Origin of the sequence: Paenibacillus sp. FSL H8-0317, from assembly GCF_045040685.1 — a bacterium.
Classification (GTDB): Bacteria; Bacillota; Bacilli; order Paenibacillales; family Paenibacillaceae; genus Paenibacillus.
In genome coordinates, this window is sequence record NZ_CP150294.1 from 6,737,853 (window position 1) to 6,751,557 (window position 13,705).

The window sequence follows — 13,705 nt, forward strand, 5'->3', positions numbered from 1 at the left end:
TGAGTTAATACAAGATTGGTGCTGGGTGTAGGACACCACCAGACTTCTTAACGAATGGGTGACAACTTTTCCACCAGACCTGCGGGGTGAAGTTCATAACCATTCTCCGTGTACGAGTCATAATATACCTTGCCGTTCCGATACACCATGAGATCCTCCAGATGGAAACCTCCCATCAGATTCAGTTTCTCCACACCACTGCTGCGTTCTTCGTACACCACACCCAACTTGTAGATGCGTGACGTCTCTTCGGCATGTGCCGCATAGTCCATGAAAGCACTATGATGGTCGCCAAAGAAGTACTTTTCTTCATACCGATGTTCCTGCGTATAATCGAATACCCGTACCCGAACAACCGCCTGATCCTCCAGCGTGTGGTACAACCTGCGGAACAGATCATCCCGGGTTAATACGTCTTTGTCTCCGTAGGCAATCGTTACATTGGCCCTTTGCAACAGCTCTTCTTCAAATGGCAATTGCAACGGCTCTGCCGTAAGCAGCAACGAGTGACATACCTCCATCAGGCGTTTCAACAGACGATCATCGCCTTCTGTGGCAAGCCGGTTCATGTCTCCCATGTAACGGTCCTCAAACCATACGTCCCGTCCGCGTTTGGCTTCCAGGTCGATGATTAGCTCTTCCGTCACTTTGCCGTAGTACTCCATCACGTTCTGTCCGATGTATTCATCGGCAGCAGCGATACTTTGGGCAGCTGTCTCCCGCAGTGTGCGTTCCAGCGCTTCAAGTGCTGCTGTGACGTGACGACTAAAACGATGAAGTTCTTCCATCTCCGTATCGTAGATGCGCAGCAGATGTAATTCATTTTCCAGCCGCAATAATTCTATCTTCGGTACATACACTCGCTCCAGCATGCAGTCAATCAGATTGCGCACATTCTGTTTATCACGGAACAACGCTCGTTTGAACGACTGATCTTCCACCCGCTCTTGCTGACGTTGCTCCAGCAGAGCACGTGCCGATTCAAGCTGCATCGATTTATCCCGAATCAGTCCGAGCAGCGCTTCACGTACACTGCCGGGCTCACTGTCACTCCAGGCTGCCCATTGGAAGTAACCAACCTCGGGATGCTCCGCGCGGGAATGTTCAGCCTGACGGCGCAGGGAACCGCTAGAGCTGCGCTCGCGCACACGCTCTTCGACAAGACGGACAACGTTATCGCGGAAGTACGCTTCAGCTCCTTGTCCAAACAACGCTCTCTCCGCTTCACGAAGTGAGAGCGGCTTCAGATCGGAGAAACTGACGTTATGCGTCATGATGCCGCTCATGCCACTAACCAGATCTTCATCGGGAAGCAGGCCTTCGACTTTACGTTCCACCGAGGCCGCGTCCAGTCCAAAGAAAGCGAGTTTGTCCTTAATGCTCCAATCCGGCTCTTGCCGCATGCGTGCGAGCAGATACCGATACATGTGATATAACACCGCCAGTGCAATCGGCTTGTTTGGCCGCCTGATCTCGGCAAAACCCGCGCTGGCATAACCATGCTGATCAGAGGTGGTACGAATATTGTTTTTAAAGGATGTATTGTTGTACGTGTTCGCTCCCGTACTTGAAACGGTACCCGAGTGATCCGTATCCTGCTTCCTGTTCTTCAGCAGGCAAATGCGGCAGATGATCTCGGCATTTTCGATCCAGCCACCGGGAACGCCGGTTCCACGCTCATTTTTGTCGGACAACAGATATACCAGATCAAACAACGGTGACGCGGGATGTGTAACCGAAATGGAGATCCCATCCTCCGTCACCAGCAGATTACCGCTGAACGTGTAGTCCAAGGACTGCATATAATCCAGTTCCCTCAGAAAAGCGAGGCCTGCTGCGCTGGCATACCCGAAGGAATCCACCTGTTCCATCTCGCTGACCAATACATGCAGATCCGTCTGCACCGACTTGAAGGCTTGGGACAAAATGGTCTCCGTCAGCTTGGTGAGCTCTGGCAACAATACATTCAACGGATCATCCGCTCTGGTTACCACCGTAACGTAAATCCGATCAAATGACGAGTACAGCCGTCCATATTCGGCAATTCGGTTACTGACCCGACGAAGCGTACGATTCAGGTCAAAGAGCGCCTGATCCGATTCGTGGAAACTGCGATGTACATCCTTACGCCGTGTTTTGGACGGTCGCTCCGTCTGCCCAGCGGACAGAGGCAAGCAGTGACGAGTCACCTGACCATCATCGGACGAGCCAACATTCCTCGTTTCAACCGGATGCTCTTTCTGATCTTCTGTCCCGATCTGAACGTAGACTACACCGTCTCCGTTATCCCATTTCAGCTGATTGATCTCCTGCACAGCAGACACGGCAGGTGCAACCAGATCACCCACAAACAGGAACAACGCCGGGTAATGGATACTGCTGCGTCCATCACCCAGGCTGCCTTGACGCTCCTGCTCTATTGCATACTGTGCTGCATACTTCTCCAGATCACGCTTCAGGGTATTGTTCGAATTGAACTCCATCCCAGCCGCCATCTTACTTCAGCCTTCTGCGAATGTCGTTCAGCTTGGACGACATCGTTCTGTAGAACTGATAGATGTCTTCTCCGTTAGCCAGTTCTACCCGCTCGTATTCGAGACGATCGCGCGATTCCATGAACAGCGCAGCCAGATCATCCAGCTTTGTCAGCAATGGGGTGATATCTTCTGAAGCCGTCAGATCAGTATCCCGACGGGAGGCTTTACGAAGCAGTGTACTGCGATCCTTCTCAGCCAGACCGCGGAAGTTGCCAAACACTTCATACTCGGCAAAGTTACGGCTCTTCATCAGGTTTGCGAATGGCTCCCATGCGTCTTCTTCCGGGTCACGGTCATAGACGTAGAGCGCACCTTTTTTGACGATGGTGTCGGTATATAACGCTTCGATGAAGCGATCATACCACTGCTCTTCGTCCTGGTACTGGGCAAGAATGCCTTCGAGTTCGGCGACTTTGGCCGAGATGGCATTCATCTTTGCCAGTTCCTCACGTACGCGCGCGATCAGCTGCGGGGAGCGTACCAGGTTTTCTTTGGCCATATCTTCATTAATACTGCCGAAAATATCCTTAACTCCCACACGTGGCAACCCTTCGGATTGCAGACGTTTCAGCTCGATCACCGCCCGCTTCACTTCGCCGAGGTTCGGCGTTGTGGACGTGAGACGCATGTCGTAGGCTCCCAGTTTGGCAGACAGATCAAACGCTTCTGTTGTCACAATCGCATACCGGTTGCTTGTATTCTCATCAATGGATTTGGCTGTCACAATGTTGTATCCAAGCGCCTGCTCGAATTCGTTACGCACACGGGCGTTATACTGCTTCACGCGGGCGTTCTCGTACACATCTCCCCATGATTTCTCTGGAATCGGAGACGGCAGATAGGTCCAGTTGTTTTTCTCCGTTTGCACCAAGTGACGACCAATGCCTTCTTTGTCCAAAATGGTACGTTCATAACTTTCCTCATATACCTTAAGCGGTGTATACACAAAGAGTGGTACCCCGTTGCGGGTATTCAGCCAGAAAATCCGGTTACGTACTTCACTTTCCTTAACGGTAAAATGTGACTTGCCCACGGCATTGTTCTGATAATTGCGAATCCCTTTCAGAATGCCTGGTGCCTGTGCCGGTACCGATACAAATCCCCATGAAGGGAAATGCAGACTGCCTGTACTGTTGCTCAGATTGAACACCGGAACAGCCTCATCATCCAATTTGCCAGCAATGAAACGTTCCACGAATTTCTCAACCGACTCATCCTGACCGTACTTGATCACCAGGAAATCTTCCATGGAACGGGTAATCAGATCACCGAATTTCTCACTTAGGAAGTCGGAGATGGAGCTGACGATATCAATCTCGTTTTCTTTCACCCACTGGCTGGAGTTTTCCAGCAATTCACGGGAGAAGTCACGGATCAGATCATCTGTATCACGTTTATCCAACAGCCCGTCCACCACACTGACGATATCCGGTACACTTACAACGTTCCAGTAATATGTTTTGTTGCCTTTGTGATCGGCTTGTTCCTCGCCGCGTGTCAGCAGATCACCGTTCTTGGCGAATATCGAGCTAAGGGCATTCAGCGTTTCGGTAAATACGTTATAAATGCGGCTGTTCTCCTGGTTCAGCAACTCATACAGATCTTCATAGAACTCGATCATCTGATCGTTGCGTTCCACGTCGGCGTGCAGCCAGTACTCATGAATTTTTGCTTCAATATAAGCATTCTTTTTCTTCTCTTTGGAGACAAAAGCACTCTTTGCATCGCCCAGCTTCTCTTCGGACTGCTCCTGAGCTGCTTCAATATCACGCGGAATGCGGAAGGCATTCTCACGCAGGGTTTCGATGTACGACTGAATCATCTTCAGTACACAGAAACCTTTTTCCGTATAAATCAGACGGGAGACATAGAACGGACCTTGTTCGGGATGCAAAAACATACGCCGGATCTGTTCAGTGAACTGACCCGCAATCTCACCAGGCAGTTGTTTCTTCGCCTTGATATATTCTTCACGGGCACGGGCCAGGAAGTTCTGCTCCAGTTCGGTGTCCATATTCACAACCTGTGATTTCACCACGTTACCATAGGATAAACGCTCGCTGTTCTGATAACCAGGCAGTGGCTCAGGCACGCGCGCTTCAAAGGACTTGACCACACTTTCGAGATCAATGCCCAGCTTGCGGGCAAACTTCTCGGTATCCTCCTGGTTTGGTGCTTTGGAGAACATGGTGTTCATTTTATCGAACATGCGATACGCCAGATAAGTGGTCATCTCTTCAATCGGCAGGACAGCCGAAGATGCACCGATGATGTTGTAATCATAGTTAGCCGGGTACACCTTGTTCATCTGTGCAATGTTGGTGCGAATGTTGCTGATATAGTCATGGATCGCAAACTCCTCACCCGACTGCTTCTCCTCACTTGCCATGAAGTTGGTAATGTTCTCGGCCGTGACATTCATGCAGTAATCATAGGCGTTCTCCAGCAATTTGCCTTCGGTATTCGTCGCAGAGATCAGATGACATAGGTTAAATGGCGGCAATGGTGAGTTGACGGTTAAAATATTGCCGTACTTCTGTGTAAACCGCTCACCGCGGCTGTCCACGTTCATCCAGTAATCCAGCTCTTTGAGTGCAGCATATCCGTTCTTGCGAATGTATTCGCGAGTGTGTTCGCTCAAGCTTTTGTTGGACAGGTTCACGTCTGGGGTGAACAGGTATCCCAGCGTATTCACGCGGTCAATCCCGGCTGAGCCATGATCACGTTCGATAATGCCGCGTACGATATAGGAAATATCGAGGAAACACCCGCTGCCTGTACCGCCGGACAGACCTGTCAGCAGGAACACCATCAGTTTTTTGTTGGTGCCTACGGATAGTGTTTTGATCTTTTTATCGATAGCCTGTACGACCTGATTAATCTTCGTGAACAGGAGTAGACGTCCAGCCTGACGCACCCCTGCGGCACCGTTCATGCCATCCGTGATGCTCAGTTCGGGAGACAGCCAGTCCGTAATATAAGGCTCCAGCACGCTGCGGTTTTGTAGAAGTCCGCCAATCTCGGCATTGGACAGCAATACGAATTCATTGATCGGATCAAGTCCGATCCCTTTATACTTTTTGGCACGATCCTGTTCGTTTGTCTCAAAAGCCAGAAACTCCACATTGTCCGGCTTGTCCATTTTTTTCTTGGATACCGGGTCCTGTGGCAGCTTGAAACGACGGTTGATCTGATATTTGAGGCGCAGCAACGCGTCAATTCCCGTTCCTCCCAGACCAATAATCAGAATGGGGTTATCAATCGTATCAACTCTGATCTTCTCACTGACAATACCTCCGCCAAGTGATACATCCAGTTGCTGAATATGTTCTCTAACAATCGGTTTCATTCGTTGTCCTCCCTTTAGTTAAACCAGTCGGAACTACAACATAATTACACTTGCCACTCCGATGACAGAACAACCTTCCGATCGCTGTTATCCCCAGATTTTTTGATTCTCTTTTTCAAAGGTGAAAATCTGGGGATAAAGGCGAACGCTTCGCTTCTCCAGCTTTTTTCTGTCCTCTGCGTTCTCGTGTAAACGGTCAGTTCCAACTTCTATTGGCAATCATTTTTAAACCAGATACTCAATTAAAATGGTCTTGTCCGCCTGTTGCAGCGGGATGCTCAGTCGGTCACCGTTCTTCAGTTCAACGCCTGAGCTTGCATCGACTGCACGACCGGATTTCTCCAACGTACCGCCTGCGGTGTTACGGATTATAATTCGATCTCCATTGCTGGGCGTAAATACATATTTTTCGGTTTCCTTCAACTCAGGGTCCAGTTGCAACAACTGATGCAGATGGAATCTGCCCCGGAAGGATACCAGCTTTTTATATTGTGGATATGACTTATCTCCCGTGTTCTCATCACGAATCTCCACAACCATCTGACCTACAAATCCCCGGTTTTTGCGTTTCAGCCAGCCCAGCAGGAACCATGCACCAACACCGACCACAATCAGGGCTACAACACCCAAAATGACAGGTAACCAAGGAAACGGCTTGTCCTGTTCTCCCCCTGAAGTTGTTGGTTGAGTTCCGCTTCCTGCTGCTCCGCTCGCGTTGATCGTAATTGGCTCACTTTCACGGTAGAAGCTGTCTTCTTCCGCACGGATGACCAATTCATAGTTATGATTGTCTGGTACTTCAAACGTTCCGGCAAAACCAGAACCTGTGTTTTCCAGCGGTTGTTCCTCGCTTTTACCTGTACCCACATCTTTCACAACCAGCGTGGCCTTCATATCTGTATACAGATCATTATCCTGAAGCGGCTGACCGCCATTCTCCAGTTTGGCTGCAAGATCAACCTTGTCCCCTTTGGTATAGGACTTGGTCTTAATTGGGTCCACAACGAGCTGAAGATCATAGTTGAACAACAGGTTGATATCGATGCTGTCTTTCGGAGCCCCTTTTACCCGAAGTTTCCAGTCACCTTCTTGGGGTTTCAACAGCTTCACAAGGGAATAACTCTTCGACGTCGAGAGCTTGGCTGCATCCGAATTCAGATCCACGGCTTGTCCGGAAGGGTCCGTCAATTGTACTTCCACCGGCTTCGAGGACATGATCGAAATGTTTGCTTCCAATACACTGTCATTCGGTACATTCACGGTAACTTCCTGATAACTGCCGTTTCCCGTTACAGAGGGTAGTTTCACGACATTCAGCTTGGCATGATCGGCGAAGATCTCACTCAGAATCTGTGGCAGATCATCCGGCGTATCGGTAATGAATGATTTACCTCCGGTCTGCTGAGCCAGGTCTGCGAGTGCATTCTTGTTCAGCTTGCCATCCGCGTTCAGTCCAATCGTATACACCGGAATACCTTGATCCTGTGCTTCCTTCACGGCTTTTGCCAGATCAGCATCAGATTGTGCCTGTGTACGGCCTTTGGTTTTGTTAAAGTCATTGTTGCCATCCGCCAGCAGCACGATCATTCGCGAGTGGGATGGGTCTGCACCATGATTCAGTATGTTCACAGCTTCGGCGACACCAACTGAGACATCGGTATATGGCCCCCGGCCGAGCTGATCAATAAAATCCTTCAGGCTGCTCTTGTCCGCATCGGACTGAATCTCCAGCATAGCCTTTTCCCGCTCCACCTGATCGGTATAAGCGACAATCCCTACCTTGTCCCCCTGGACGGGCAGCATGTCAATAAACATTTTCATGGCTTCATTACTGATCTTGTCACGGTCACTTGTATTCATCGAGTTACTTACATCGGCTACAAGTACCGCATCGATTCCGCTTGTCTGTGCCTGAGCCGCTGCAGCTTGTGGCAGCAACGCCTGAGGTAGCAGTAGCGTTAGAATTGCCAGCAGAACCATCGTTCCACTGAGCCAGCGTATTTTGCGTGTCCGCAGCATTGGGTGTACTCCTTCACGTTTGAGATTAAAATGGGAATAGTTTATTATAGGCGTCAAGCCTTAAGGAAATCTTAACAGTCTGCTAATAAATTCTGAAAAGCACCCCTATCTTGAGTTACAGTTTTGTAATGACTGACAAAAATCGACGATTTCACGCCTGTAACTGGCACAAAAGTACCAACTATGGAAATATGATATAGTTATTGCCAGCAAACTGCAATATAACAGCGCTTGATTATCAAGCTATAGAAGGGAACGGATTATGGTTACATACGGATGCCTCGCCATATTGTTTCTTTTTGTCATGATAAAGGGTTTTGCACTCCAGCTTCATCGGCGGAAACCCGTCTCCCGCGAAGACACGGATCGTACCCTCTACACTATTCTGAATGGTGAGCGTGATTGAGCATGAGTACTAAACTAGTTGTATCCATACGACCATTTCAACGAACGACCTATGAAAAGTTGCAAGTCTGCACCCGTTGTGGACAGTATACCTGCCTGTGGGAAGAGGAGTGCACGGCCTGTGGCCGGGGTACCCTGAATTCCGTTCAAGCGAAGGCAACTTCCCGTGTGAAACGTCGAATTGCACGCGACCTGTTCATTACCATATTGTTCGGTGCAGCTGCAACCTATTTCGGTGAGACCATAGATCAAACCATGGCGGCAGCCAGCGTTTCCCTGCTGCTTCTGGCCTTACTGATCTTCATGCAGAAACGTTCGTTCGAGGTAGAGCAGCAGCGCGAGTTGAAGCGCACGTTGCAACAGGATGAGGAACTCATCCGCCAGGGTATTAACCGCAACTGGGCTCTGGTCGCCGAAGCTCGAAAGCAGGATGAAGCACTTGCCTATGAGATGCTCCGCGAGATCGGCTCACTCGTCTACAATGACCGGATTCGACTGCAACAGGTTGCGCTGTTACAATCCTTTGTCCTGCGCAGTGATATGGATCTGCAGCTCAAGCCCTTGCTGTTACGCAGCTTCGAGCGGCTACTGGCTGAATATATCGGTGAGATCGCACGACTTAAGCCGGATTTGATCCGGGAAGATGCGATTCGTTATATCGCAACCTATGAAGTGAACATTTTACAGCTCCACAATGGTATTCAGATTCTTACAGCCGTAGCTGCTGCTGCCGTGCGCAAGAGCAAATATATTGAGTTATTCCCTAGTCTTATTACCCGCTACGCCCGCTTTATGCCCAAGGATCGATTCATGAGACTTTATCACACGATTGAACGCTATCCGAGCAAGGCACGCGGGGGACTGGCGGAGTCAGTAGGCCGGGTGTATAACGAGAAATATCGGGATCAATACGCAGATGTTCAGCTGTAGGGATGATATATTGAGAAAGAAAAACGTAGTTTAGTGCAAACTCACTCCCTGTATATAGACGAATGCAATTTCATCCATCCCTGCATGCGCGTCAGCACCACAGATCGAAGGTTATGATTCTAATGATATAAGAATTAATCCAAAAACACCCCATCCTTAGGTCTAGGATGAGGTGTTTTGAATTTTATGGAAGTCTGCCAAATGCTATGCGCAGTACACGGACAGAAAGAAAAACTAGATGGGGAATACCTAAATGGCATCTTCCATGGATCAAGCAGGCGCACAAACAGGCACTCACAGATGACAAAAAGAATAAGCGGAAATGATCATCTGTCCTGGTGAAAAAGGCCGCGACATGGTTCCGTCGCGACCCTTGATCTGAAGGTTCGGTACATCTGTACCCGAACCCTCTCATATGTGCCATGCCAAACCCTGTGGCATGGCATCGTGCCTGCGCAATTGCGGCTGCATCGCCGCTTGCGCCAAGGCTTTACCGTCCGCGACGAGAATCGCGACGGTCGCCCTTTGCCGGTCCGCGTCCTGCGGATTCCGGACGGCGAGAGCCTTCGCTGCTGCGCCCGGAGGTGCGCTTGTCGGCACTACGGCCAGCCCAGCCGCTGCTAGCTGCACCGCGTCCGCTTTGGCCCGCTGCTCCGCGACTGCTGTCGCTGCTGCGCGCGGAACCACGACCTGCGCTGCGCTCGTCGCCACTGCGACCCGCACCGCGTCCACCTTGACCTGCTGCTCCACGATTGCTGTCGCTGCTGCGGCCAGCGCTACGACCACCACTGCGGCCACCTTCACTGCGGCCACCTTCGCCGCCGCGGGAACCACGACCCCCACGTCCGCCATCTCTGCGATCGTTACGGCCTGCACCGCGACGGGCACTACCAGTTCCGGAAGAGCGTCCGCCTGAACGTTCGTCATCCCCTTGACTGTTGATGGAACGTCTAGCTGCTCCAGTTGAAGCAATTGGACCTTCGCTTGTCCACTGGATACGGGACAGCTTCTGGTCGATCCCTTGTTCAATACGTGCCAGTTCCGGTCTGTCGTGCTCTGTTGCAAACGTTACAGCAAGACCTGTACCGCCTGCACGGCCCGTACGACCAATCCGGTGAATATAACTTTCCGCATCATGCGGCATATCGTAGTTAAATACATGCGTAACGCCTTCAACATCAAGTCCACGTGCAGCTACATCTGTAGCAACCAGCACTTGCAGTTTGGCATCGCGGAACGCTTTCATTACGTTCTCACGCTTGGATTGGGACAGATCTCCATGAAGTTCATCACTTGCATAACCTGCTTCACGCAGATCTTGGTTCAGCTTGGATGCACGACGCTTGGTCCGACAGAAAATAATCGCCAAGTATGGGCGATACGTATCAATCATGCCGCGAAGTGCTTCTAATTTACCACGATCCGTGCATTCCAGCACTTGCTGGCGAATTTGTTTGATCGGAATAACAGATTGAGAAGATACCTTTACATCTTCCGGATCTTTCATGTAGGTCTTCGCCAGGTTACGAATGCCCTTAGGCATCGTTGCTGAGAACAGCATTGTCTGACGTTTATGTGGTAGCTCGCTAAGAATCGTCTCCACATCGTCCAGGAAGCCCATGTGCAACATTTGGTCGGCTTCATCCAGCACCAGTTTTTTTACATTATCCAGCTTCAACGTGCCACGGCGCAGGTGATCCAGCAGACGACCCGGTGTACCAATAACGATCTGGGTACCGTTCTGCAATTTACGCAGTTGCTTGTCCACATCCTGCCCGCCGTATACGGCAAGCACGTGCAATTTATCGTCGTTAGCAGTAAGCTTCTTCGCTTCTTCCGTAATTTGCAGCGCAAGCTCACGCGTAGGCGCAATAATCAACGCTTGCGGCGAACGGTCGGATACGTTAATTTTCTGAATAATCGGCAGCAAAAATGCCAGCGTTTTCCCTGTTCCTGTCTGTGCCTCGGCGATAATATCGCGTCCACCCAGCAGTACCGGAATCGAACGCTCCTGTACCGGAGTCGGCACGGCGATGCCCTGATGTTTCAGGATCTCGCACCATTCCGGGCGAATGCCCAGTTGTTCAAAGTTTGCCAATCGTTACACCTCTGTATATTCATTTAGATAAGTCCATTTCATAATGACCTTAGTATCAGTATCTGCCATCAAGACTAGTTTTCCTTATATCAATCATGTTTATGAAATGAATTTTTTAAAAAGCAATCCACTCGTTGCTCTTCTTCTCCATACCCTGTAGTTTACACGTTAGTCAAGCAAAACAAAAGGGGATACAGCGTTACACCCTAACTTGTAGCATAAAATCTCGAGATCAGCGTGACTTGTATCAACCAAGTGACTCTAGATCTGCCTTCAGGTTGCTGATGATGTGGAAATGACCTAGCATGCCTCAGGCTCTAATAAAAAAACAGCGACGCCCTCTCCCCGATTAAATCCGGAAAAAGTGCGCCGCTGATTAAAATGCATCTTTTTATGTTATCTATTCGTTGTTTACTTCGTTGCAACCAAGTTACGAGCCGTGCCCTCCAGCTGTGGCAAATCCACTCCGTTCAAGAATGCGAGTGCTCTCTTCGTTCAACCCGCGCAGGTGCACAGTTTTGCCCAGCTTCGCGTATTTGAACTTCACTTTGCCAATAGCCACAACCGCAGTATTGTCCCAGATATGTGAACCTCCGAAATCAATCGTGATTTCCTTCGGATCAGCTTCTGCATCGAACTCGTCCACAAACCGGGACGAAGAACCGAAGAAGAACGGTCCATGAACCCGATATACTTTCTGCCCTTGCTCCTGGCTCGCCTGAACACGAATCTTGGTCTGTTTCCAGCCAAAATGCAACACACTGAGCACAACGCCTACCATGACCCCGATCGACAGATCGTGGGTATAGACCACAATTGCCACCGTCACGATCATGACAAAGGCTTCCGCCCGAGGCACACGAGCAATATTTTTAATGGAACTCCAGTCGAATGTTCCGATACACACCATAAACATTACACCGACGAGCGCACCCATCGGCACCTGTTTCACCACGCCGCTAAAAAGCAACAACAGGATCGCGAGAAACGCACCCGCAGTAAACGTGGACAATCTTCCACGTCCGCCAGACTTCACATTAATGACCGACTGCCCAATCATCGCACAGCCGCCCATGCCGCCAAACAAACCGTTCACAAAATTCGCGATACCCTGACCACGCACCTCACGGTTCTTGCTGCTCTTGGTCTCGGTCATCTCATCCACGATGGTTGCCGTCAGCAGGGATTCCAGCAAACCAACCAGTGCCATGGTGAATGAATAAGGCAAAAGAATCATCAGCGTGTCCCAAGTCCATGCAATATTTGGCAAGTGGAACATCGGCAGAGTGCTCGTTATATTCCCCATATTGCCTACTGTTCTTACGTCCAGATGGAACACCACGGTAATAATCGTCATCACGATAATCGCAATCAGTGGAGCTGGAACGCCTTTGAAAAACCGTGGCAAAATATAAACGATCGCCAGCGTGCCCGCCACCATCGCATACATAATCCAATTCGCTCCCGTGAAGTGGGTTAACTGCGCCATAAAGATCAGTATAGCCAGTGCATTCACGAATCCGGTCAGAACAGAATGAGGCACAAACGTAATAAACCGTCCAACCTTAAATATGCCCAGTAGAAACTGAATAATTCCTGTTAATATCGTTGCTGCAAAAAGGTATTCCACGCCATAATCCTTGACAAGTCCAACCATCAGTACCGCCATGGCACCTGTTGCCGCCGAGATCATGCCTGGTCTTCCACCAGCTATCGAGATCACAATTGCAATTGTAATCGAAGCATACAACCCGACCATCGGATCAACACCCGCAATGATGGAGAACGCAATGGCTTCCGGAATTAACGCCAGCGCTACCGTAATGCCTGCCAGCACGTCTCCGCGAATGTTGCCAAACCATTGTTGTTTTAAAGTATTCATATGTTCTTGCCGTTCCTCCTACGTGTATTCCTCAGAATGGACAATCTTACTGAAGAGTAACGGAAGACGTTCACACTAACCAACTACCCAGGACAGCACAAAACAACGGATCCCGCTCCGCATCATTCGTCTATGCTCTTGCCTGAGCTGCACCATTCTTCCCCATCCGTATAACCTTGACGGGTTCATGAGCACTCATGTCTTTTCCGTTCCAGTGTGTACCGCTGATATTCCATTACTGCCCTCAGTTGTCTTACTCGTGCGACATCAGGAGCTAATCCTGATATCATAGGTTTTCCCCTCTCAGAAAAACCGGGTCCGTTAATGTACTGACCTATTATTATAGTCACAGGACTGGATATGTACTAATACAGTTAAGGCGAAAAAACAGAACCTTTTCTTCTATTATCTTAATATTTCTATAATTTACTCACCAATTCTCTATTCACAAAAAATAACCCGCAAAGACCTTTGGAGAAAGTCTC

General features: G+C 49.7%; 6 protein-coding genes. 1 reads left to right on the forward strand and 5 read right to left on the reverse strand.

The annotated features are described in order from the left end of the window. Nucleotides 1-47: 47 nt before the first annotated feature. The 3 genes from MHB43_RS30015 to MHB43_RS30025 form a co-directional block, all read right to left on the reverse strand. On the reverse strand, nt 48-2,495 hold the full coding sequence (locus tag MHB43_RS30015) for a transcription initiation factor TFIID (RefSeq protein ID WP_339180104.1): 2,448 nt from the start codon (nt 2,493-2,495) through the stop codon (nt 48-50). 1 nt (nt 2,496) lies between these two features. After that, complete coding sequence (locus tag MHB43_RS30020; RefSeq protein WP_339180107.1) at nt 2,497-5,886, reverse strand: tubulin-like doman-containing protein; 3,390 nt, start codon at nt 5,884-5,886, stop codon at nt 2,497-2,499. A gap of 225 nt (nt 5,887-6,111) precedes the next feature. Continuing rightward, on the reverse strand, nt 6,112-7,905 hold the full coding sequence (locus MHB43_RS30025; protein WP_339180109.1) for a VWA domain-containing protein: 1,794 nt from the start codon (nt 7,903-7,905) through the stop codon (nt 6,112-6,114). A gap of 408 nt (nt 7,906-8,313) precedes the next feature. On the opposite strand from MHB43_RS30025, the gene MHB43_RS30030 reads away from it, so the two are divergent. Continuing rightward, entirely contained in the window at nt 8,314-9,240 is a 927-nt protein-coding gene (locus MHB43_RS30030; RefSeq protein WP_405130952.1) for a hypothetical protein, read from the forward strand. Nucleotides 9,241-9,730: 490 nt separating this feature from the next. Here MHB43_RS30030 and MHB43_RS30035 read toward each other — a convergent pair whose 3' ends face one another. Both MHB43_RS30035 and MHB43_RS30040 read right to left on the reverse strand, forming a co-directional pair. Further along, nucleotides 9,731-11,338: a DEAD/DEAH box helicase gene (locus MHB43_RS30035; protein WP_237177322.1), complete on the reverse strand. Its 1,608-nt coding sequence runs from the start codon at nt 11,336-11,338 to the stop codon at nt 9,731-9,733. Between the two features lie 430 nt (nt 11,339-11,768). After that, nucleotides 11,769-13,220 (reverse strand): SulP family inorganic anion transporter, encoded by a 1,452-nt coding sequence (locus MHB43_RS30040; RefSeq protein WP_221825538.1) that lies wholly within the window; start codon nt 13,218-13,220, stop codon nt 11,769-11,771. Nucleotides 13,221-13,705 lie beyond the last annotated feature (485 nt).